Genomic DNA, 21,964 nt, shown 5'->3' on the forward strand with positions numbered 1-21,964 from the left:
GAATGCTGGGTGAGGGTTCGTTCATTGTTTGGAGTCGAAGAACTTAATGGCTTCGATGATGTTTTGGTCCTTGTCAAGATTTTCAAAGTTGGTCTGTTTGATGACCTCGATATCCGGTACGATCGTTGCCGTATATCGTGCCGAACGATCGGTTCCATAACTTTCGGTAATGGCCGCTTTGATCCCAAAGGGAAGGTCATACATATCATTGGCCGTGGTGTTGCCATAACTTTCTTCGCCGATTACAATGGTGTTCTTTCGCCCTCGAAAGCCCAAGATCACGAATTCACCGGCACTGTTGGTCAACACCCCGGATAGCAAGGCTACCGGAATATGGGGTTTGGGTGGGGCAGCGATCGTTACCGCATTGTTCTCTTTATGGTTTTTATACAAGACCCCCTCATGCAGACAGGACAGGGTCTTGACATGTTTGTCGATATCGAGTACCAAATGGGTGCGTCCGTTGCCCAATAAGTGGTAGAGTCCGGTCAACATGACATTGGAGTTGCCGCCCACGTTCAGGCGTACATCGATGATCCAGCCTTTGATGTCGTTGGCGTTGTCGATTTCCAAAATTGCGTCGTAGATGTTTTGCGCCGCTGCGTCCAATTCTTCCCTAGTGGCATCTTTGAGCAACATGCCGGGGATGTACACATAACCATAATTTTTTTGGATGACCTTGGCCTCAAAGGGTTTGTTGCTTTCATAGGCGATCAAGGTGCTTTTATTGAATTGCTCTTGACTGAGCGGTTTTCCCAAAGTGCTGCCGTACCAATTTTTCTCCGAGAATAAAATCAAATGGTTTCCTTGAATGCTGTCGAACAGTTTGGTGGCTTGTTTTAAGGAGGCCTCCAAGCTTTCATTTTGTAAGGCTTCTTTTAGGGTATACGATCGTATGGCAGGCCAGTCTATGGCTTTGGTATTCAAATAATTTTCCTGCAACTCCTCGAATAAGGCATTGTAGAGGGTACTAATACTGTCTTTGGTGGTGAGGGGGCTTTCCTGACCTTGGGTAGTCGTTGTACACCAGAAAAAACAGCCCGCGATTAGTGAACAAAGTGCTCTCATGGTTTCTTTTTTTGATTGAGGGTGTAAATCTCGCCAAGGGCTTGTTGCTTTTCAAGAAAAGAAGGGCGAAGTAGGTCCACAAAAAAAAAGTTGGACGCATCCGAACCCTTCCTTTGTTCGCATGGAGGCAGGTCGAAAGGTATCCGGGGTGCACCAAAGCTGTCAACTGGCCAAGCGTTATTTTTTAAGGAAGTCGCCTAAAATGGCATCCAAGGATGCCAGATCCTTTTTGGTTCGTAGAGTAGCATCCAGGGCAGGGTCGCCCATTTGTTGCACTCGGTATTCCGGTAATTTTTCCTGAAATAGCAACAAAACGAAAGTGTCTACCAAGCGTTCCTTGAGTCCGTGTGAAAGCTGGTGGGCCTGTACGACGGAACGCTCCATGCCCATATGGGTGATCTCATGGATGATGGTATAGGCCGGATTTGGGTATTTCACGAAGTCCCCGGCTTGGTTCGTCAACAGCGTGATCGTTCCGTTTTCGGGGTCATAACTTCCTCCGGTGCCGTACAAGGTGAACACCACTTGGTAGCGTTCGAATAGGTGGAATTCCCAGTCCCACCCCTTTTTTTCATGGGCGATTTGCTTCAAAAACCCATGCAGTAGACTCAATTGTTCCACAACTTTCCCCTGGGCCTGTTCGTAATCGGCCGCTTTAAAAAACCGGCTTTCCATGAGCGTGTAAACGGCGGCGTAATCTCCATTTCCGAAGGTCCCCTTTTTCGATTTAAGGATCAAGGAATCGATTAAAGGGGCTTCAGGCAGGTGGATGGTATAGCCTTGTTGTTCCAAAAAAGCGTAATCGTTGATCGTACGCCAAACCGATGCGGCTTCTTGGGCCACCGTCGGCGGTACGATCTCAATTCGGGGAGTGGAGGTTTGTGATACACCGGTGATGCATACCAGCAAAACAACCAGCCTTGTGAAATGGTTTGATTTCATGTGCTATTCCTTGTTCGTGTTGAGCCATTGTTGGGCTTCGTTGGTATACCAATTCGGAGAAAAATTCGGGGCGTTCACGATATGCTCAAAATGGTATCTGGCCTTGTTATTTTCCCCTTTTCTCGCGTAGAAATTCCCGAGATAGGTGTGCACATACGGATTGTCCGGTGTGGTTTCCAAGAGCTTTTTTCCGATGTTTTCCAAAGGAATATCGAAATCATTGAACTCCCCTAAATCCATATAAAAGGCTACATCCTTTAAGAAGGACAGCGTATGCAGCAGGTTCAGATCGGCGTACTCCAAATACTCGGGGTAGGTCGAAAAGAGGTGTTCGATCAAGGCCGCACTTGTTTTCATCTGCTCAGGATCGTATCGTGCCATATAGGAAGCCGCAAGCGCCTGTGCCCTTATTTTCTGCCTATACAGCTTGCTATTCGCAATCGGTCCTGAAAAAGCATCCCTTTTTTCGAACAAAGGGGTTTCGGTGAGTTCAAACACATAGTTCTTTAGGAAACTCAAGGCGAAAAGGGAGGAGGTCACCTCCCCATTGATCAAGCGGGCGGGATCGCTCATCAAGCTGTTGTTCGCCAATAGGGTCAGGGTAAGGCCCTGCGCGGGAATTTTCAATAAGAGACTGGAGTAACAATCGTATTGCCCATAGGCCCAAACGATATCCAAATTTTCGAATTGTTGGTTGAAAATACCATAGCCATAAGGCAATTCGGTGCGATAGGAGGTGAACATGCGTTTTTTGGAAATGCTGTCGATGATTTGGTCGTTATCTAAGGCCCGATTGAATAGGGCCAGGTCTTTCAGGTTCGAAACGATACCGGCGGAAGCGGAATAGCCATAGTCTACAAAACCGTTTTCAATGCCATTATCCAAAACATAAGGTTTGGCCAAGTTTTCGATTTGGGTGGAATCTTGCAACAAAAAGGTATGTTGTAACTGCAACGGGGTCAAGATTTCTTGCTCCATCACTTCCGAAAAGGAGGTGCCGGCCGCCTGTTCGATGACTTTGGTGAGCGCGCCGAAGCGGGAACTGTAATAGAATTCCTCGCCGATTCGCCCTTGTGAGGTGTGCGAGAGCACATGTTTTACCAATATGGAATCGTGGAGCACGGGCTCGGGCAGGTAGGTATTGATCGGGTCATCAAGGGATAATTTGTTTTGCGCCGCCAGTTTCATCACCAACACGCCTGAAAAGACCTTGGTAATGGAGGCTATGGGAAACAAGGTGTTCTCATTCACGGGTGTCCCGGCTTCCCGATCCGCCATACCTATATAGCGTTCATAGATCAGCGCCCCATCCTTCTCGATGGAAACGGCAAGCCCAGGAATTTGAAAGTAGTCTCGGAGGGCGGTAAGTTCTTGGGTGAAGACCGTTGCCTTTGTATCGGTAGGCTTTTCGGTTTCCGTGCAAGAGGCGATACCGAATACTAGCACCATGACACTTAGCTTGGTCAGGAAGCCTTGTATGGTGGTCTTCGTACGATGGGTATTCAATGGATCGTCCATGCGCTTGGTTTTGTTGGTACAATGATAGGGCATGTGGCCGTATCCGCATGGCATCATTGCAAAAAGGGAGTTCCACATTTCATTTTTGGAACCTTTCTTGGCCGTCATCCCTTTTGTTTGAGATATTCTGACGGGGTTTTGTCGGTGAACTTTTTGAAGGTGCGGTAAAAGGAGGTCTTCGAATTGAAGCCGCTTTCATGGGCGATGCCGACCAGGGTGATGTGGTCGTAGGCCTTGTTGTTGATCTTTTCGATGACGGTCGCCACCCGGTATTCGTTGATGAAGTCCGAAAAGTTTTTCCCGCTACCTTCATTGATGATTCGTGACAGCAAATTGGGGTGCAGTTCAAGCTGTTCGGCCAAAGAATTCAAGGTCAATTCGGGATTGAGATAGTACAGATTCCGTTCGATTTCCGTTTTCAACCAATCGACCTTTTGGTCCAATCCATCGATGGCTTTTTTCTCGGTATTGGGTTTCATTTCCAGCAACACATATTCGGGTCGTAGAAACACTTCGATGCCCATTAAAAGAGCCACAACACCCATCAAGAGATAGAGGGGGTAATACTGTCGAAAGTCCAATTCATAATCAAAGAAGAAGAAATCTACGAAAGTATAGGGCAACCACAAGATCCACATGAGTCCGAAAAAAAGGATCAAGCGCTTCAGCCATACCAATTTGTATTTATCGCTGTTGCTGTAGTTCTCTGCCAGTAGCTGGGTAAAATCCTTGATTTTTAATATGGAAAGCCGCACATAAACAGCAATGGATAGGATGGCCAAGAGTTGAAAGAAGGGCCCGATCATGATAAACGCTTGGGTCTGATGGATGGGCTTGCCGGTGCTATGACTTTCTAGCACCTGAACGATATGAAAGGCCATTTCCAGTAGGAAGGGACTAAAATGCAGGTAGTGCTTGGGTTGGAACCCGAAGGATGGGTCAATGAGTTTGACCACGTAGAAATACAAGGCCGGCCCGATACACAAAAGGTAGGTCGTGATCGGAAACCAAGTGATTTTCGGATAGTACTCCAAAAGTCCGATATCCGATAAAAAAACCCACGCCAACCAAAGGGAAATGGCCATGACCACAAAAGCCATGAATTTATTGGCCGCCCTATTCTTCCTTTTGGTAAAGAAGAGCAGCAATCCAAAAGTGGACCCGACGATCAAAAAGATGCCGATCAATAGGTTCCAAAGAGTAAAATTCAAGCTGAGTTCCATGGTATCGTTGGCAAGGGGGCCTTCCCCCATTATGGCGTATAAGGTACGATAGGCTAGGGGTTAAATCCAACGGTACCGCATTCCAAGGCTTCGATTTGTGGCAGCATGTTGAATCGTACGTTTTTCCCATCAAAAAGGTATTCGGCCCGGTTGCCACCACGTGCTTCCTCCCAAAAAACCTCTTGGGTTTGAAAAAACAGGGCGACGGTATAGAACAAGCACTCCTCCTTGGCCTTGAGCGTTCTTTTGAACTCCGAAGGCCCATCAAGTGAGGCCAGCGAAGTTAGCCCGTAGCTCATCGAATCGCGCTTGACAAGCGTCATGGTGTCTGGCGGCAATAGGACTTTGACAAAGGTGGTGGGGGAATCCGGGATTGGGAAGGCCTCCGCGGGAAAATGGAGGGCCAAATCGATCGGATGCTCGTTCGTATTCACGACCCGGGTGTAAAACACCAAATAGCTGTGTTTGAAGTGTTCCGTTGTGAGGCCGGTATATGGGCCGCCTTTTGGGTAGCTGTTCTGGAACACCACCCCATTTTTTTCATGACTGCTATACCAGTTCGTATCGGCATGTTGTGCATAGGTCAAAGCACAAAACAGTGCCATTTGGAAGGTCGTTCGAACGCGTTTCATAGCAATGATCAGTAACCGTATTTGATCGCATCAAGGCTGTCTTTTTGCCTTTTCTGTTTTAGGGTCGGTAAGCCGATCGATAACCTGTTCTTGTCTACACTATCAAGATCGATCGCATTCGATAACTCCCCATTGGGTTTGGTATAGGTGCCATAGACTTGGGGCCTGTTATACTTTAAGTGGTACAGATCGATCATAGTACCCAACATCATTGGCGGACAGGTCCCATTTTGAATGAACCCCTCGACTTTCTTCAGAAAGTACTCCCGGTTGGGGGAGTCGAAGGTATGGAGCAACATGATATCGATGTTCGTTGGGATCCTGTCCACTTTGAAACCTCCGATGACCTGATCGTTCGGATACCCGATGGTTTCGAAAATTTCCTTGATCCGGATTTCATTGACGGTGTCTATGCTGTCGATTTGACTTTCATCCGGTTCGGGCACCAAGCGGAATTTTTGGTCCAAATCCCTCATTTTTTGGATTTCCTTTCGCAGCCCAAGATCCAAACTGGCTTCATAAGCTTCCCTTAGTTCGGGATACTTGGCTTTGATACCCGCGCCCAGTTCGGTTTCAAAGAACGCCGCGTAAACCGTATCTCTTTCCAAAGCGGCAAGCTCCGTTCCGTGTTGAATCCGTTCCTCCAAAAAGCGTGCGGTGACTGCATCTTTTTTTAAAATCGCACTGGCTTTGGAAAACTTGGAAATTTCATTGTAGAGCGGCGTATTCAAGGGTTTGCAGTGCGCAAAGGCCTTCTCGTACAAGAGAAAGGCTTCCTCGAAGTTTTTGGTTTCAAATTGGTAATCCGCTTGGTAGATGAGCGGATAGTATCCCCTTACATAATCGCATTGTGGGGGTACTTTTTCCGAACAACCAATTACGAATAAGGCAAGGACGAAGACTAGGGTGTATTTCACTGAGGTTGGTTTTAGGTTATACATGTTGCAAGTTGGGGACATTGAGGGCTGCCCAGCCATCAAACGATAGTAGTAAGTTAAGGAAAAAGGGACAGCTGTTGGCATGGTTTTGGGCATTTGTCATGCCTTCCCTCTTACCATCCTCCGAAAGCCCTTAGGATCAATGCTATGGGGAAAATAACCAAGGCAAGGATAAAGATCATTTTGCCCTGTTTTCGGTCCTTTTCCGAATAGGTGTATACTTTTTGTCCGTTGGGTAGGGTCTTCTTTGCCGTCCATAGAAAATAGCCAATCAGTATGCCCAAAAGCCCCCCGAGGATGGCGAAGATGTATCCGGCCATGATCCAGGCTTTTTGACTTTCCTCAGGTTTGGCAAGTTGTTCGATGCGTTGCTTTTTGAGGGCTTGCAACAGCTCTTTATCGATGGATTTACCGCGTTGGGTCAAGATGTTCCGCGCAAGCGAATAATCGAACTCGTTCCACTCGTCGGCCTTAAGAAGGATATCGTAGAGTTCCTCATCTGAAAATTCAAAAAGGTAATAGTCGCTGTCCACTTCATGGATCAGCCGCTCGGCCTGGGCTTCCAAGATTTTTTCGGCTTGTTCAAAGTCCGAGGGCTTGATTCGGATTTCGTATTGGTGGTCTAGGGTATTGCCTGAAAAGGTCACGTCAACGGGTGCGATATTGTCGGCCAGTACCGAGGCAATATGGTGTTCCTTAAGCAATTCCATGAGCTCGGTCGCCTGATCACGGGACGGGAATTTCTTAAATATGGAAAGGTCTTCATTCATTGTTCATATTTATTCAGTCGGAATCGGGAGGTCGTGCATCCTTAAAAAAGACAGTTTGTCCCAATAGCCGCGTTGGAATTTGATTTTTCCATTTACCACGTGAAAAAAACCACATCCCCTTAATCCTAAGGGGTCTTTCCATTCCAAGATGGCCCATTCACCATCCTCAAACAGATTTTCGACAATACAGGTCATGTCGGCGGTCTCGAATTCGGTCTTGAACATGGCGCCGATCGCCTGTTTGCCTTCGACGGGATCATTCGCTACTTGATGGTTTACCGCATCCGAATGATAGAGCTCGGTGAGTTCTTCGGCCGTGCCCTCGTTGAATAAGGCCACCCATCGTGCCACGAGTTCTTTGGGTTTCATAATCGATAAATTTAGCCCAAGGAAGTTAGGAAAAAAGCAACAAGCGATTGGTATGCGGTATGACTTTTATCCTAGCAAATCATTCATTGAGCTGCACCGACTTGATATCGGCCAAGAGTTTTGAAATGATGCGGTCATTCTTTCCGTAATCATACAATTGCCCTTTGATCACCGCGTTGAATTCCGCCAATACTTGTTCCTTCCGCTGGCTTAAGGTGATCACCATTGTTCCTTTGAAGGAGAGCAGATCGGGTTTTAGGTCGCCAACGATCAAGATGCCGTCTTTTGCTTGATGGAATTCGTTGAAATCCACCTTTTTATTCGCCGAAATGGCACAGAGTACCCGAACGAAAACCTCGTTCATCGGTAGGTCGAAGGTGGCGGTTTTCCGCTTTGCGGTTTTGACCCCTAGTTTTGAATAGATCGGCACCGCGATTTCCATGATCAGATTGGTAGACAATCCGGTAAACGTACCGAATACCAAATCCAACTTGTCGAGGATGTATTGCGAATCGATGCGCTCATTGGATTGTTTGGCGTAGGCATGGATATAGTCCAATACATCAGTATGCCGAGCCACTTTCGCAATATCGGTTTCATACCGCCATGAGGTGATGATCTTCGATTCGGGTCGTACGATCACCGTGCCGCAGTTGGGGCAAATTGGTTCTTCCGTTTCAAATCCGCAATGATGACAGAACATAGAGACTGCTCGCTTTGTAAATTAGAATTTCGTTGCTGCGGTCGACTCGCATTTGTTTCGCGACCGCTTAGCCGTTTTTGTTCATCAGATCGATCAGAATGCCGATGAGGATGACCAAGAACGACCCCATGGTCGTCCCGAAGATATACGCAAGAAAGCCTTTGACATAGCTCCAAATGCTTTTTTTATTGAAGAAGTTGCCAATGGCCCAAGCCGAATACAACAAGGCGGTATATAGGGCCACATCGTTCACCTGCCAACCCGTGGCACTTTCAAGGATTCCGTATAGCGCGAAAATCAAGTTTCCGATCCCAATGGTAAAGAAGACCAAAATGAAGATCTCGTAGATGTTGAATTTGGATTTTAAATAAAACAGCCTGATCCAGAAACCAATGAAAAAGCCCAATAGAATGTTGACGAAACCGAAGTTTTCAGAGACCCACTCAAATGCTTTTTGAACCCCTGGACTATCGATGGCGTCGGAGGCCGTACCTGTTTTGAAGCCGAAAAGCTGTTGGCAGATCACAAAAAACAGCGAACTGAAAATGACGAACAGGATGGGTTTGACCAGTCTTTTTCGGTCATAGATCAAAAACTCCCGAACGGTCTTGCCGGGTCGGAGGATCAGTTCTTTTATGGTATAGAAGATGCCCTTGTCAAAGTTTAGGACACTGCCGATCTCATTCCAAATGTAGGTGCCGTCGATCCGTTCCAACGGACTGCCGTTTTCAACTTCTTGCAAGGTTTCATTTTCTATAGGGTCACTCATGGGGTGTGGTTTTTTTGAGGGTTGGTTGGTCGCCTATTGCGGTAAACGTTTCAGCAATATAACTAAGTTACATCTGAGGTATAAATGAGTTATGGTGTGTATTGTCAAGCATTATTTACCAAAACCAACATTTCGTTTTTCAGGTTTAACCGTACGTTTCAATTCCTCATACTTTTGGTCAAATTCTTCTTTGGTTATAGCATTTATCGATTTTAACCAACGAAAATTGCCCAGCTGGTTTTCATAGTTCAGGTTTTCGTCAATAATGGCATAGTTCTCACGCAAATAGCGATTCCTGGTTTTTATGAGCTCATCCAAAAATTCATTTGTTTTTTCCTCACTTGGAATTTTTTTATGGACATAAACGTAGCTGTTGTTGGATAACTTTATCTTCCAAAAGTCTTTTTTTGTTACGAAATAAATGACAAGCATCACTGTGCCAAGTGCAAGCCAAAAGAGGGCAAGATAAGGGTCTTCGTTTTCACCATAGAGATTGCTGCTGATGTAGGTAGCAATGCCCACAACATAAAACAACAGGGCTACCGATAGCGCAAAACCATTTGTGGATTTGAATGAAACCTTATCGCCATCTATATTCTCGAAAGGAATGTCTATTTCATTCCCATCCCCAAATTTTGAAATATTAAAGTAAAGTTTGGACTCCGTTATTTTAAACTCTCTTTTCGTAAAGAATTTTTTCTGCTCAAATATTTTCATTGTTAGGATATGGTGGCGTTTTACAACGTTCACAGCTAAACCTAAAGGCAGCAAAGTATGACCTTAACGTTAGTGCGAGGCGCTTTTTTGAAAGTTGAAGTTAGGTAAAAATGAGTTATGTTTCGTCACGCTCAAGCTAGTGGTTCAATAGGAATGGGATGTTGTAAAACGATGATCATTTCGGACATCAAATCATACCGGAAACCAAAGGGGTGCTCCTCCTCGTCAATTTGATAGTCGACTGTAGCAATTTGGACTTTTTCCTTGGAATTGAAAGTCAGCAAAAGCTCGACCAGCGTAGTCTGCTCAACGAAATCATCAGCCTCATCGTCCCAAACTTCGAAGGGGACCCATTTGCATTGTAGGTCTTGGACGGTTTTTCCAGCCAGCTTGTGGATTTTGCTGATTTTCCCTTGTTGAAGTTCCTTATGGTCAAGTTCGCCAAGGAGCTTAGCCGTTCCCCTATCTGTGGTGATGAACATATCATAGTCCGTTGACCAACCTATGGTAAGCGTGCCGCTCGGAAAATGCATTTCGATGGCACCATCGATGATCCACAGATCCGTATCGTCCAATTCCCAATAGGCTTCATTGACCTGATAGAGATGTACCTTTTGTAACGGCCCTGAGGTGATGATCTCGTCAACGGATTGTTCGGGAATCGTCTTTACCATGGTTTTGAGTTATTGGAATCATCTGGATGTTAATAGGTTGCCTTTATCATTGGCTGAAGCTTCGGTTCACAACCGTCAGAGACGAGCGCTAGAGAGGGATTTACGGAGCTGTCTAAAGCTTTTCATCATCCAATTCTTCTTCAATGAACTTGATTAGAAAATCTATCCTCGGAAGGATTTCTTTGTAAGCAAGTTCAATATATTTATGAAGCACCAGTTTAAATCGAATTCCATTGATGATCCTCACATCATTTCGATAGTCTTCCAGTTTCTTTCTTGTAATTCCAAAATCAGCTGCTTTATAATTGTCAAGGTCATCAATGGAATTTAAAAAATCAAAACCCGTGGTATAGACCCTTAAGTTATCCCTAGTGTGATTTACCATTGCTTCTTCAATACCCTTATGGTTGGAATTCCCATAGTAGCTAATTAACGAATCCACAAGTTGATCGTTACTGATCAATTTTAATTTGCCTTGTTTTGAAAGTTCATCAAAAGACTCGGAAGAATACTCAAAGCTTATGGTATAATTGGTATATCTGAAGAAATCATCGAATTTTTCAAGCGTATGGTCCTTCGGATTCTTTAAAATCATCAGACAGGAGTCAAGCATGGATTCATAACTGGCATTTTGACTCATAACCGCGTTCAAATGGATCTTATCCTGATTTAATTCAACAAGTAATTTGGATAGCGATTGTTCGAGCTCCCGTTTTGCCGTTCTCTCGACATTCCAATTATTGGCCTGTAACGCCAACAGGATACCGATCATGACCAGGATGATTTCCCCAACAGCGTACATCAGGTACTTGCTGAAATTATTTTCAGCGAAGAGTCGTTTTCTGATGCGGCGGAAGAATTTAATCATGCTCCTTTTCTTCTAAATAGGGTTTTAAAAGTGGCAAAAGTGCATCGATTTGCTGCTGGTTGGTTTCCAATTCGGTTTTGGCCGCTTGGTAAAGTACCCGATACGCGGCAAAAAGGACAGCTGTCCGGGCCGAAAAATCCTTGCCTTCGATATCACGCCATGTCTGGTTGTACATATAGCTGTTCTTGTAATTCGCATCATACAACCTACCGATGATGTTATACCGTTTCACAAAATCATCCAAATGACTCCGGTATTGATCCAGCACTTTCTCCACATAATCCTGATTCGTTTCCATGGTTGTATAATAGTTCGATATCGCCTTCTTGATTTCTTCGGGTAGGATGTCGAAGGTTCCGGTAGCCTTTAAGTTGGAAAATGTATTGATGTTAAAGGTCGGAGAGGAATACCAGCGTACGGGAAATTCGTTTTGCATGATATGGACCAATGTATCCAGATCCGTTTCTGAAGCATAGGCCCTTTTAATGAGTCCATTGATTTTTGAGTTTCTTTGGTTGACCAACGGCAAACGCTGTTGGATCAACACACCGTCGGCAACGATATCACTGTAAACCGATTGTACCGCGGTCGTTAGTTTCTTATGATTTTTTCGTGCTTCGTTCCAATTGTTGATCTGCAAGGCGATGAGGATTCCGATCACCACCAAGATGATTTCCCCGATGGCGTACATCAGATACTTGCTGAATTTATTTTCCGAGAGCAGTTGTTGCCGGATACGGCGGAAGAATTTTAGCACTAGGGGTTGGTTTCCCTAAAGATATGATTTTTATAAAATGCGCGGAATCAAGGAACGAAATACGAGGTTTATCGTGATTGCTTCATGTAGTCAACGGATCGACCCCAATCATCTTTTCCTTCTTCGGGAGCCGGGCTTATTCGAACCTTTCTTTTTGTTTCGATTGGCGAAAAAGGCTTCCCGTTGCTTCCGTTTTTCCTTTTCTTTTTCCTTCTTTTCCGCTTTGTTCATCGGCCGGTCCGTTTGCGGAAACGGATGGTCGCTTACTACTTGGACCTTTTGTTGGATCAGTTTTTCGATATCCCGTAAATACGCGTTTTCTTCAGGTTCGCAGATCGAAATGGAGATCCCTGCCTCGCCGGCACGACCGCAACGTCCGATGCGGTGCACATAGGTCTCGGACTCATTCGGGATATCGTAATTGATCACGTATCGGAGCTTGTCGATATCAATACCTCGCGCCGCGATATCGGTGGCTACCAAGGCCCTGATCTTACCCACTTTGAATTCTTGCAAGGCTCTTTGGCGTTGGTTTTGGGATTTATCGCCATGAATGGCCGCACAGTTGATTTTTTTCTTTCGAAGGTCCCTTACGATGCGATCCGCACCGTGTTTCGTTCTTGAAAACACCAAAACCTGTTCGAGTTCAGGGTCTTGGAGGATATGCAAAAGCAAGGCCTTTTTGTTGCTGCGGTTCGTCATATAGACATACTGCTGGATCGTTTCGGCGGTCGAAGAAACGGGATCGATAACGACCCGCTTGGGCTGGTTCAAGATCTGCTGCGATAATTTCAAAATATTCGGCGGCATGGTGGCCGAGAAAAAGAGGGATTGTCTTTGTTTCGGCAGTTTGGCCAAGATCTTCTTGATGTCGTTGATGAACCCCATATCGAGCATACGGTCGGCTTCATCCAACACAAAATACTTGATGTGCCGCAGGGTGATATGCCCTTGATCCATCAAATCGAGCAAACGTCCGGGAGTGGCTACCAACACATCCACCCCTTGGTGCAGGGCCCTGACTTGTGCGCCCTGTTTTACCCCTCCGAATATCACGATATTCTTAACAGGCGTATATTTTCCATAGGTCGCAAAACTCTCCCCGATTTGTAGGGCCAACTCACGGGTCGGGGTGACGATCAATGCGACAATGTTCCTTTTGCCCTTTGGATGTTGCAGGTCGTTCGCTACATGCTGAATGATGGGAATGGCGAAAGCCGCTGTTTTTCCCGTTCCGGTCTGTGCACTCCCTAGCACATCTTCCCGGTTTAAAACCAAGGGAATCGATTTCGCCTGAATGGGGGTAGGTTCCGTATACTGTTCCTCCCGCAATGCTTTACGTATGGAGGGAATCAATTTTAAATCTTCAAATCGCATGTGCTTTTTCAAGGGATGACTTAGGTTTTGGTCGGATCGGGACAAAGGTCATGGTTTTATATCGATGTAGCAAGGACGTATGGATTTCAATAGCAGCTTTAATTTAAAGCTATCTTATTTTCTTTAATGATGCTATTTTCTATTTGCCTCATTATTTCTGAGACATTTTTGTTTTTGCCAGATCCTTATACATACCTTATTATGCTTGCGCCTATCGGTCTCTTTTATGGGTAGCAGCGCTAGATAGCGAATCCGTCAGCTTTGAATTAACTTAAATAAATGCGATAGCGGTTTGGGTATAAGCCCAAACCGCTATTGCTTATGCACCGGTTGTAAGCAATAAGCTATTCCGTTTTAAATTCAGGTTTTCTAATTTGTTCCAAACACCCTGGTTTTGGTTGCTCAGTCGGGTTATTAAAGAAATCATTGGCCGCTTGCATCCCACAGGGGTTGCCCCAATTCGTGGTCGGGCCGTGTTTCCAGCCTTTAAAAACCAAATGAAAGGAATTGGTCAGATTGGCGCTCATGGCTGCAGCCCATTTGACCGGGGTCGATTCATCATATTCCCCGCTGATCAAAAGCACGGGAATGTCGCTTTTTACGGCCTGATTCTCAATCCTAGGCACTTTTTCGACCCCCCAGATCCTACAAACTTCCATGTCGAAAACCGCCGGTGATAGCCCCTTTACCGCGGGGTACTTCGTGGTTTCTTGAGCGATTCTTTCTTGGGAATTGAATGGCGATTCTTCTGCACACCAAACGGATAAACGCATTCCGGTTCCGATGCCACCTCCTGGTTTTTGGAATAAATACTGTAATTGTTGCTTTACGGATGACAAATCGTTTTGAAGTAATTTATTGATTTCAAAAGGGATGTTGGGTACTCCTCCGGTAGAAGTGGAGATTACATTGATCAAGTCTTCCCCTTTGAGGTAAAAAGTCTCCAACTTCCCATTTTCAGGGTGTTCCACCTGTACCTCAAGCGGGTGGTTTGTTTTCGCTTCCAAATAGGCGAGAAAGCGATTTTTGAGATTGGGGAAGGCCCTATTGCAATTCGGATCCGTTTCGCAATCGATGCATAGTTTGTCCAAGGACCCTAAAAGATTGCCCACACTTTCTTCATCATAATTCACCTCCAAGGGAAGGGGTGAATCCATGACGACGCTTCTGATCTTATCCGGATAATCCCTTAGTAAAACCTGTCCGATTTTGGTACTATAGGACATGGTCAATAGATTATACTCCGCAATTTCCAATACGTCCATTAGGTCATTGATATCCGCTGCGATCTGCTTGGTGGTATAGCTGTTTAAGTCAATGCCTTGGTTACGCAATCGTTCACCGCAAGCGGTGGCCGCATTTTGAAAAAGACGATCCGTTTTGGTCGCATCGGAACCAGGAAGGTTCGATTGATAAATCGCCTGTGCCCATTCGGGGCAGTCTAAACTTGGTTGGGCATATTGGGTACCTCTTTGTTCGAATAAAATAAGATCACGGTCATCCAGATATTTATAGGATTTCATGTACTGTGAGGCACGCATGGAGGTATAGCCGGGGCCACCTACCGTATATAATATCGGGTCGGGCTTTGGGTTTGTACTCCGGCTTTTAAAAATGTATATGGGTAATTTTATGGTATTGCCATTCGGCTTGGTTCTATCCTCGAGCACTTCCAAATAGCCAAACCTATACTTTTGCCCCTCGGGGATTTTATGGGTGGTCTCTTTGGATGCGGTAAAGGTGGGCTTGAATTTTTTTTGGGTCTGATTGTTTGAAAAAGATACTGACGAAAGGCAAAGAAATAGGCCTGTGAAAAGAAGTTTCATAGAAAACGTTAATTGATTCAACTAGGTCACAAAGTAACTGCCCATTTACAAGGCAGGCATTCACATTTGTTAAGAAAAAGCCTGTTTCTTAACCCTACTCAAACTCTGTTCGGAAACCCCTAAATAAGATGCGATGTACTTTTGCGGCACTCTTTGAAACAGATTGGGGTTTCTGCTTACCAGCGCATGGTACTTATCGATTAAGTTGAGCAATTGTAGATCGGCTAGCTTTTCTACGGTTGAAAGAAACGCTTTTTCAGCAATGATCCTCCCTAGTCTTTCATTCTGATGTGATTTGTTGTAAAGGTCTAGGAGATCTCTTTTTTTGAATTCGTAATAGCTGGTTTTTTCGATGCTTTCAATGAAGATTTGACTCGGTTTTTCATTTAAAAAACTGGAAAAATCCGTTGCAAACCAGTTTTCAAAATAGAAATGGTGGGTGTAGTCTTTGCCATTGATAATCTTATACCCTCGAAGCAGTCCTTCTTTTAAAAATAAAATCTTGTTGGTGGGTTTATCAGGCCGGAATAGGACTTGATGCTTTGCTACTTCTTTTTCAGTGGCGATTTTTAACAAGCGGTCAAAACTCTCCTCCGAAAACTCCAAAAGCGACTGGATTGTTTCTTTCATTTTAATTTGAGCGGATTTTGTTTGAATTGCCTGCAACAGTCTCGTCCCAACCTGCCGTCAATGATGTATGTTTTCCAACCGTGGCAAATCCATCCTTTAACTGATTTTACGTTTGAATTTAACACATTGCAACTATAAACTATGGCCTTTGTTCGAGATGGTATTTTTGTTTATAATTAGATATCCGAGTATTCCAATGCCTACAAGTAACATTGCAATTATTCCAAACTTGATTCCTAAAGTCGGATTTTCATAAAACCTCTCGTCGAATAAGCTAAAAATAATGGCAAATATTTTTGTTGGAACAAAAGCCAAACTAACCAATATGGCTAGGTATTTTGGGTTAGAGTACTTTGTCAAAATTGAATGGATTATCGGAGCAATATGTATTTCAGAAATTGCTAAGAACAATAGTGAAATAAAAAGGTAAATGATATGGTTTTCTTTTGGTGTTTCTGGTATAAACAGTATTACTCCGAATGCGATTGCTCCAAATAAAAACCCCATCAGCAATTTGAAAAATTGGGTTCTGTAAAAGTAAGTCCAGATTATGATAGTTATTAGACCTATTGGCAAAATGAAAACAGCGGTCAAAGATTGCCATGCATTTTTTGGAATTTCCAATGTTGAAATCTCACTTAATTTAAGTTGTAAATCAAAAATTCGGATGTTGGATATTTCATAAATACCCCAAAAAAGCCCGACAATTAACAAAGCAAGCACTATGTTTAATATTCGCTGGCCAATCGGTGCTTTTTCCACTTCGTTTAATTCATTTTGTTTTGTTTTTAAAATCGGAATTAGTGAAGTTAATGTCAATAAACCACAAATGATAAAACCAATATTATATCCATATTTTTCTCCTGAATAGCCAATTATTAATACTCCTAAAAACGAACCTAAATTAATGGCTAGATAAAAAATTGTAAATCCAGCATCTAGTAATTTAGTTCTGTTTAAATAAGATTTACCAAAATTGGATATGATATTGGGAGTGAAAAGACCGGTTCCTAGCACAACAAGGAATAATCCAATATAAAGGCCATAGGTCGTGGGTAAGCATAAAATGAATGCCCCTGCCGACTGTGTTATTCCGCCAATTATTATGGATTTTTTATTTCCGATCAGGAGGTCTCCTAGCAAAGCACCAAATATTTGAGAGAAAATGATGAAACCTGTAAACCAACTATATACCGAAATGGCTTGTTCGTCATCCATTTTCAGGCTTCCCATGATCATGTATAAAACCAGCAGAGCACGTAGACCATAGAATGACGCTCCTTCCAACATCCTGGCTAAACTGAAATGAAAAGTCTCTTTTGGGTGTTTCTGATTTTTAATTATGCTCATTCAGTTTATTTGGTTGGGTAAATTACCTACAACGGCATGGCTAAATTGCGTTATAGCGCAGTTTAGGTGTGGTACAACGTCTATTTTATTCTTTCAAAATCCTTGAATGCCTTGATGAGTGCTCTTCCAGTTTCGTATTCCGCCGCTTCGTTTTTGATTATTTCCAAGTTGTTTTCGTAAAGCGCTATTACAGTATTCCAGTCCTCACGTTCTATCTTCCAATAGTCGGGATCGCTAGTCAAAACGGATTTGAGTAAGTCCCCCTCATAGAAATCACCTTCGGCAAGGATATTTTTTTGTAATATTTTGAGGGCTAAAGGGATTACATATTTTAAACCTAGATTTTGCCCGATCAGCATTCTGATATCCTCGATTTCTAAGCTGTTTAAAGGTTTTTTTCTCACTCTATAACAGCTTGTCACAAGATAGCTTTCACCTACGGGCACTGCTCCCCAATCGTCTTTCTCCAAGCTTTCCAATGATTTAAAAAGCCAGTTATTTTCAAGTTTTCCTCTTTTCTTTTTGTATTTCAATACCTTCATGTCGATCTCTGCAGTGTTGTACAACATTGGTGTGCCGACCATTCGATCGATACCTTTTCGCACCAAGTCCTAAGATACATGATTTCCAACCGCATTCCCTACCTTACCCTTTGTCTTTTCCGCCCTTCTTAGCAAAGAAACGGATAAGCCCAACGTGCTCTGTTTTATACCTTGCGATGGTACCCCAGAAGGATTTACTGGGCAGTGATCAAACCGATCAGGTTGCCCGCGACATCCTTAAACCAGGCAAAAGACCTGCCATCGGGCAGGGGGGTCGGTGCTACGAATACGGATCCCCCATGGGATACCACATTTTCCAAATCGGCTTCTAGGGCATCGGTTTCAATATAGACCGTTACATAATTTTGGGGATCGTTAGGGCCCAATTGATTGAGATGACCGCTTAGTGCATCATGGGTAACGGTATCGATCAGGGCGGAATTCCCTTGTTTTTTTAAGGCCCACCCAAAGACCTTGTGGTAGAATTCGGAGGTGGTATCCAAATCACTACATCCAATTTCAAAATGTACGATGGTTCGTTTCATAGCTGCCGGTTTTAAACAAATGGGGGAACATAGTGCCTAAAAGAAGCACCCCTTCAAGATACAAGAATTTTGGCTGCTTTTTTATGAAGAAGCATCAGGGGACTTTCCCTACAATCCACTACCATCCGGGGTTTCGATACCGATTGCCTAACCCTTTTCGGACAAGAGATCGATAAACCCATAACGCATGGTCTCCCGTTCATCTCCTTCAGGGGCAGGGTAGTGCCGTTCAATGGTCTCGCCCAAAACAAAAGGAACGGGTCGTTTGAAGATCGGGCCGTCGTAACAAAAAGTATGGAATTCCCCATGTTCCCCACAAGGGTCGACCTCAGGAGGGAGGTCCTTTAAAAAATCACGATCCAGTTCGCGACCCAAGAAGACGGGGTCCAAGAGCGTTGCGTTCAAGCACACCACCACGGCCTTAAAGCCCAGGTCCACGAATTCCAAGAACAGGTCACGGGTATCGCGTTTCCAGAGGGGAAAATGGCATTGGATGCCCGTTAACTGCCGTTCGCGATATTGCCGAAGATCTTCCAGGAAAATGTCACCAAATCCGCAGTCGGTATAACCTGCTGCTTTCAGCTCCGCAACAGTGGCGCCCATGAGGGCATTGTAAGCCTCCATAGTCGGATTTTCAGGCAGTTCGACCGTGTCGTGGTCGATGCCCAGCGCCGCGACTTGGTCTAGAAGCAACTCCCTTCTCAAACCGTGCATGGAAACCCGGTCGTGATGTCGGTTCACGGTGGTCAACAAACGGTCGATCGACAGTTCCTGGTCTTGTAGTAACCGATATAGGGCGAGGGCCGAATCCTTACCCGTACTCCAATTGAAAAAGGTCTTGCGCATGGCGGTACTTGCATTCAGGACCAAGGTAGGCTTTTCGGCCGACGCAACACAGTTCCGCTGCGGTTCTCCAGGATGGACTATAAAATGTTTCCGAAGGAATCCCTACACTGCTTATTTGGCCTGTTGCGCCTGCCACTGCTTGACGATGTCGGGCAGGGGTTCCCCTTCGGCCACGAAAAGTAAGGAAGCGGAATTCATGCAATAGCGGAGTCCCGTAGGGGCCGGTCCGTCATTAAAGACATGGCCCAAATGCGATCCACTACCGCTATCGACCACTTCGGTGCGCACCATGCCGTGGCTTTTATCGACCACCTCGATGACGGCATCCGCTGTCAATGGCTTGTAAAAGCTGGGCCAACCGGTACCAGATTTGAATTTATGTTCGGAGCTGAACAGGGGTTGCCCGGTCGCCGCCGAATAATAGATGCCTTTTTTCTTGTTGTCCCAATAGGCTCCGGTAAAGGCGTATTCCGTGCCCTGCTGGCGCAAGACATAGAATTGCTTGTCATCGAGCTGTTGTTTCCATTCGGCCTCCGATTTTTGGATCGGGTAGGTCTGGGACGCTTCTTTGGAAGCGGTTTTCGATTGGCAAGCCGCCGTTAAGGAGACAAGGCTGCAAAGGAGGAGTAGGGATACACGCATGGGTCGTATGTTTTTAATTCGTTGCTGGACTTTGGATTCCGAAGCCATCCGAGGCGGCCTTAGTTGGCGGACTTTTCGTTCAACTGCGCCTTCATGGTCCGTTTGTCTTCGTCACTTAGGCTGACCAAATCAGCATTTTCGCAAAGGCTGGTGAGCTTTCGGTTTTCCATGGAAAAACGTGCACAGTCCTTGCTGATGAGCAGAAAAATGTTGAGTTGCAGAAGTTCCCACCATTTGGCTTCACCATACTGGCTTTTGGTGCAAATTTCCTTGGCTTTTTCGCGAGATATCTTCATAGGCTTACTATCGCAAATTTCAATGGTCGCTCTTTGTTTCGGGAGCGGACTTCCCTTTATTGGACGGAAAATCCTAGAAACTTAACATCGTTTTATAAAATTTTTTGCAAAGATACGATCCCTTGGCCCGAAAAGCGCAACATCAGGCCATTTGCTCTGTTTTTGTGAAGTCAAAATCAGGAACTTGCCGGAGGTTCCTATGCCCTAGTTCCCCGATTGCTTGCGCGCGATCCACTGTTCAACCTGAAAACGCAAGGCCGATAAGGGGATGGATCCGTTTTCCAAGACCACCTTGTGGAATTCCTTGATATCGAAATCGTCCTGCAATTCCGTTTCCGCTTGTTTTCGTAGGCTTTTGAATTCCTCACCGCCCACATCGTAGGAGGTCAGCTGGGCCGGTGATACGATACTGCGCTGGTACAGCCGGGTCGCCGAGCCATGACTCATACCGGAAGCCATCATGAAGTCGATGATCGAATCGCGGGGCCAAAGGTTGAGGTGCAGGGCGGGATCGATGACCATACCCCGGGCAGGCCATGACCGCCGGTGGATCAAAGAGGCCTGGTGTTGGTAGAGCCCCATCTCTTCGGAAAGCTGTTCGGCATAACGGGCCCATCCTTCCGCATAACTGGTGAAACCCATGATCTCACGGATGGGGTGCAAGCCCTCGATGTCGCCTTCGATGCCCAATTGCAGATGGTGCCCCGGAAATCCCTCGTGAAAGGCCAGTTTCTCATTGTTGTGGTAGGTCTGCCGTTCGGGGTTCCTCAGGCTGATGCGAAAATAGGCAGGGTTCTTGTCCGTTGCCATTTCATAGGACCCAATGCCCGATTCATGGGGCAGGTAGGGCTTAACGGTCATGTCGGAACTCGGGAATAGGTCGAACCAATCGGCACACTTCAGTCGGGCCGAATCGACCATGGCGTTGGCGTGGGCCAAGACCTCGTCCGCCGTTTTGAAATAAAGGGTCGAATCGGATTTAATGCCCGCGATGATCTCGGTAAAATCGGAAGTGCCGTAAAGGCGTTGCCCCAGGTCCTGCACGGTAGCGCTATTGGCTTGCACGATTTGAAGCCCTTGTTCGAAAATGTCTTTTCCGGTTCGGTTGGTAGTGGTATTGCTTCGGATGTAGGCCCGATAACAGGCTTCCCCAGTGGGTAGCGCCAAGACCGAGGCTTCATCGCGCGCCTGTGGCAAATAATCGTTTTTAAGGTAATCGCCGTATTTCGCTAGGGCGGGATGGATGCGCTCGAGCACCAGTTCTTGCCAGGCCGTTTTAAAGGCGGCACTGCTATCGCGTTCGGCCGGACCCATAAATGGGGATTCCTCAATGCGATAACCCGACAATACATCCACCTGGTCGATGACCAGACGCACGATCTCCTTTGGCATGCTGTAGCCCTCGGCCAAGCCGTGTTCCAACTTATCGATTTCGACATCCACATAGCCGGGAAAAATATTCCACCGTTCCAAGGCCTGTTTCCTCAAGCTGTCGCTACCTACGGGCTGAAAATCGACAACGCTCAACCAATTATTATAGAAGTTCCATTTGTGATCGACATCCCAGAGTTCGCGTTTGCAGGCCCTTAGGGCTTGACTGCGTTCCAATTCCTCTTTCAGCAACCAGTAGGTGATCTGGTCAGCCTGGGCAAAACCCGAGGCATCGAAACCTTGGAGTTCGGTATACAGGCTGTCTTCAAAGGCCTGCCAGGCGGCCAAGGCCTCCAAACCGTTATCGGAAAAGCGGTTGTGGTCGTCAAAAGGGACGTCAAAATAGTACCGCTCTTCCGGATAGCGGGCCGCCATGCGCTCCAAATAGGCATCGGCCAGTTCGGAGATCGACTGGGTCTTTTCCTTGGGGGACGCACAGGCCGCCGCAATGATGATGATCGGGATCAGTAGTTTTTTCATGTTTGGTTAAGGTAAGGATTCCTCGCGAGAATCCTCCCCAACCAAACCCTT

Annotated in this window: 24 protein-coding genes; all 24 read right to left on the reverse strand. The window is 45.6% G+C overall.

The features are described 5' to 3' along the window. Positions 1-21 precede the first annotated feature (21 nt). A complete protein-coding gene (locus ABV409_RS14445) occupies positions 22-1,068 on the reverse strand; it encodes a S41 family peptidase (protein ID WP_353878328.1) in 1,047 nt (348 codons plus the stop codon). Positions 1,069-1,245: 177 nt separating this feature from the next. Then, the gene (locus ABV409_RS14450) at positions 1,246-2,010 is read right to left on the reverse strand and encodes a hypothetical protein (protein ID WP_353878329.1); all 765 of its coding nucleotides are present in this window, start codon (positions 2,008-2,010) and stop codon (positions 1,246-1,248) included. Between the two features lie 3 nt (positions 2,011-2,013). Then, entirely contained in the window at positions 2,014-3,528 is a 1,515-nt protein-coding gene (locus ABV409_RS14455; protein ID WP_353878330.1) for a serine hydrolase, read from the reverse strand. A gap of 104 nt (positions 3,529-3,632) precedes the next feature. Beyond that, on the reverse strand, positions 3,633-4,781 hold the full coding sequence (locus tag ABV409_RS14460; RefSeq protein ID WP_353878331.1) for a helix-turn-helix domain-containing protein: 1,149 nt from the start codon (positions 4,779-4,781) through the stop codon (positions 3,633-3,635). A gap of 23 nt (positions 4,782-4,804) precedes the next feature. Further along, a complete protein-coding gene (locus ABV409_RS14465; protein ID WP_353878332.1) occupies positions 4,805-5,383 on the reverse strand; it encodes a hypothetical protein in 579 nt (192 codons plus the stop codon). 8 nt (positions 5,384-5,391) lie between these two features. Beyond that, positions 5,392-6,300: a hypothetical protein gene (locus tag ABV409_RS14470; RefSeq protein WP_353878333.1), complete on the reverse strand. Its 909-nt coding sequence runs from the start codon at positions 6,298-6,300 to the stop codon at positions 5,392-5,394. Positions 6,301-6,434: 134 nt separating this feature from the next. After that, positions 6,435-7,091: a hypothetical protein gene (locus ABV409_RS14475; protein WP_353878334.1), complete on the reverse strand. Its 657-nt coding sequence runs from the start codon at positions 7,089-7,091 to the stop codon at positions 6,435-6,437. 9 nt (positions 7,092-7,100) lie between these two features. After that, positions 7,101-7,460: a nuclear transport factor 2 family protein gene (locus ABV409_RS14480; protein ID WP_353878335.1), complete on the reverse strand. Its 360-nt coding sequence runs from the start codon at positions 7,458-7,460 to the stop codon at positions 7,101-7,103. A 79-nt stretch (positions 7,461-7,539) separates the two neighbouring features. Beyond that, positions 7,540-8,103: a hypothetical protein gene (locus ABV409_RS14485; RefSeq protein WP_353878336.1), complete on the reverse strand. Its 564-nt coding sequence runs from the start codon at positions 8,101-8,103 to the stop codon at positions 7,540-7,542. 127 nt (positions 8,104-8,230) lie between these two features. Then, positions 8,231-8,932 carry a DUF3667 domain-containing protein gene (locus tag ABV409_RS14490; protein WP_353878337.1) on the reverse strand — a complete coding sequence of 234 codons (702 nt, stop codon included), beginning with the start codon at positions 8,930-8,932 and terminating at the stop codon, positions 8,231-8,233. A gap of 111 nt (positions 8,933-9,043) precedes the next feature. Beyond that, entirely contained in the window at positions 9,044-9,649 is a 606-nt protein-coding gene (locus tag ABV409_RS14495; RefSeq protein WP_353878338.1) for a hypothetical protein, read from the reverse strand. A 131-nt stretch (positions 9,650-9,780) separates the two neighbouring features. Continuing rightward, positions 9,781-10,323: a hypothetical protein gene (locus tag ABV409_RS14500; RefSeq protein WP_353878339.1), complete on the reverse strand. Its 543-nt coding sequence runs from the start codon at positions 10,321-10,323 to the stop codon at positions 9,781-9,783. A gap of 112 nt (positions 10,324-10,435) precedes the next feature. Then, complete coding sequence (locus tag ABV409_RS14505; RefSeq protein WP_353878340.1) at positions 10,436-11,191, reverse strand: DUF6090 family protein; 756 nt, start codon at positions 11,189-11,191, stop codon at positions 10,436-10,438. Beyond that, positions 11,184-11,948, reverse strand: a complete 765-nt coding sequence (locus tag ABV409_RS14510) for a DUF6090 family protein (protein ID WP_353878341.1) — start codon at positions 11,946-11,948, stop codon at positions 11,184-11,186. The genes ABV409_RS14505 and ABV409_RS14510 overlap by 8 nt, the downstream gene beginning before the upstream one ends. A 108-nt stretch (positions 11,949-12,056) precedes the next feature. Then, on the reverse strand, positions 12,057-13,325 hold the full coding sequence (locus ABV409_RS14515) for a DEAD/DEAH box helicase (protein WP_353878563.1): 1,269 nt from the start codon (positions 13,323-13,325) through the stop codon (positions 12,057-12,059). 344 nt (positions 13,326-13,669) lie between these two features. Next, positions 13,670-15,151 carry an alpha/beta fold hydrolase gene (locus ABV409_RS14520; RefSeq protein ID WP_353878342.1) on the reverse strand — a complete coding sequence of 494 codons (1,482 nt, stop codon included), beginning with the start codon at positions 15,149-15,151 and terminating at the stop codon, positions 13,670-13,672. A gap of 69 nt (positions 15,152-15,220) precedes the next feature. Beyond that, a complete protein-coding gene (locus ABV409_RS14525; protein ID WP_353878343.1) occupies positions 15,221-15,817 on the reverse strand; it encodes a Crp/Fnr family transcriptional regulator in 597 nt (198 codons plus the stop codon). A gap of 96 nt (positions 15,818-15,913) precedes the next feature. Next, positions 15,914-17,131 carry an MFS transporter gene (locus tag ABV409_RS14530; protein ID WP_353878344.1) on the reverse strand — a complete coding sequence of 406 codons (1,218 nt, stop codon included), beginning with the start codon at positions 17,129-17,131 and terminating at the stop codon, positions 15,914-15,916. An 80-nt stretch (positions 17,132-17,211) separates the two neighbouring features. Further along, positions 17,212-17,673, reverse strand: a complete 462-nt coding sequence (locus ABV409_RS14535) for a contact-dependent growth inhibition system immunity protein (RefSeq protein ID WP_353878345.1) — start codon at positions 17,671-17,673, stop codon at positions 17,212-17,214. 194 nt (positions 17,674-17,867) lie between these two features. Next, entirely contained in the window at positions 17,868-18,218 is a 351-nt protein-coding gene (locus ABV409_RS14540; RefSeq protein ID WP_353878346.1) for a VOC family protein, read from the reverse strand. Between the two features lie 147 nt (positions 18,219-18,365). Continuing rightward, the gene (locus tag ABV409_RS14545) at positions 18,366-19,088 is read right to left on the reverse strand and encodes a Dph6-related ATP pyrophosphatase (protein ID WP_353878347.1); all 723 of its coding nucleotides are present in this window, start codon (positions 19,086-19,088) and stop codon (positions 18,366-18,368) included. Between the two features lie 87 nt (positions 19,089-19,175). Beyond that, positions 19,176-19,706, reverse strand: coding sequence for a peptide-methionine (R)-S-oxide reductase MsrB (gene msrB, locus ABV409_RS14550; protein ID WP_353878348.1), 531 nt, complete (start codon positions 19,704-19,706; stop codon positions 19,176-19,178). Positions 19,707-19,765: 59 nt separating this feature from the next. Beyond that, positions 19,766-20,002: a hypothetical protein gene (locus tag ABV409_RS14555; protein WP_353878349.1), complete on the reverse strand. Its 237-nt coding sequence runs from the start codon at positions 20,000-20,002 to the stop codon at positions 19,766-19,768. A gap of 204 nt (positions 20,003-20,206) precedes the next feature. Further along, positions 20,207-21,913 carry a DUF885 domain-containing protein gene (locus ABV409_RS14560; RefSeq protein WP_353878350.1) on the reverse strand — a complete coding sequence of 569 codons (1,707 nt, stop codon included), beginning with the start codon at positions 21,911-21,913 and terminating at the stop codon, positions 20,207-20,209. Positions 21,914-21,964: the final 51 nt, after the last annotated feature.

Origin of the sequence: Flagellimonas algarum (assembly GCF_040513375.1) — a bacterium.
GTDB lineage: Bacteria > Bacteroidota > Bacteroidia > Flavobacteriales > Flavobacteriaceae > Flagellimonas_B > Flagellimonas_B algarum.

Bases quoted from the DNA above. Each gene is read 5' to 3' on its own strand.
- ABV409_RS14445 (WP_353878328.1), bottom strand. From the start codon at position 1,068: ATGAGAGCACTTTGTTCACTAATCGCGGGCTGTTTTTTCTGGTGTACA.
- ABV409_RS14450 (WP_353878329.1), bottom strand. From the start codon at position 2,010: ATGAAATCAAACCATTTCACAAGGCTGGTTGTTTTGCTGGTATGCATC.
- ABV409_RS14455 (WP_353878330.1), bottom strand. From the start codon at position 3,528: ATGGACGATCCATTGAATACCCATCGTACGAAGACCACCATACAAGGC.
- ABV409_RS14460 (WP_353878331.1), bottom strand. From the start codon at position 4,781: ATGGGGGAAGGCCCCCTTGCCAACGATACCATGGAACTCAGCTTGAAT.
- ABV409_RS14465 (WP_353878332.1), bottom strand. From the start codon at position 5,383: ATGAAACGCGTTCGAACGACCTTCCAAATGGCACTGTTTTGTGCTTTG.
- ABV409_RS14475 (WP_353878334.1), bottom strand. From the start codon at position 7,091: ATGAATGAAGACCTTTCCATATTTAAGAAATTCCCGTCCCGTGATCAG.
- ABV409_RS14480 (WP_353878335.1), bottom strand. From the start codon at position 7,460: ATGAAACCCAAAGAACTCGTGGCACGATGGGTGGCCTTATTCAACGAG.
- ABV409_RS14490 (WP_353878337.1), bottom strand. From the start codon at position 8,932: ATGAGTGACCCTATAGAAAATGAAACCTTGCAAGAAGTTGAAAACGGC.
- ABV409_RS14495 (WP_353878338.1), bottom strand. From the start codon at position 9,649: ATGAAAATATTTGAGCAGAAAAAATTCTTTACGAAAAGAGAGTTTAAA.
- ABV409_RS14500 (WP_353878339.1), bottom strand. From the start codon at position 10,323: ATGGTAAAGACGATTCCCGAACAATCCGTTGACGAGATCATCACCTCA.
- ABV409_RS14505 (WP_353878340.1), bottom strand. From the start codon at position 11,191: ATGATTAAATTCTTCCGCCGCATCAGAAAACGACTCTTCGCTGAAAAT.
- ABV409_RS14515 (WP_353878563.1), bottom strand. From the start codon at position 13,325: ATGCGATTTGAAGATTTAAAATTGATTCCCTCCATACGTAAAGCATTG.
- ABV409_RS14520 (WP_353878342.1), bottom strand. From the start codon at position 15,151: ATGAAACTTCTTTTCACAGGCCTATTTCTTTGCCTTTCGTCAGTATCT.
- ABV409_RS14530 (WP_353878344.1), bottom strand. From the start codon at position 17,131: ATGAGCATAATTAAAAATCAGAAACACCCAAAAGAGACTTTTCATTTC.
- ABV409_RS14535 (WP_353878345.1), bottom strand. From the start codon at position 17,673: ATGAAGGTATTGAAATACAAAAAGAAAAGAGGAAAACTTGAAAATAAC.
- ABV409_RS14540 (WP_353878346.1), bottom strand. From the start codon at position 18,218: ATGAAACGAACCATCGTACATTTTGAAATTGGATGTAGTGATTTGGAT.
- msrB (WP_353878348.1), bottom strand. From the start codon at position 19,706: ATGCGTGTATCCCTACTCCTCCTTTGCAGCCTTGTCTCCTTAACGGCG.
- ABV409_RS14555 (WP_353878349.1), bottom strand. From the start codon at position 20,002: ATGAAGATATCTCGCGAAAAAGCCAAGGAAATTTGCACCAAAAGCCAG.
- ABV409_RS14560 (WP_353878350.1), bottom strand. From the start codon at position 21,913: ATGAAAAAACTACTGATCCCGATCATCATCATTGCGGCGGCCTGTGCG.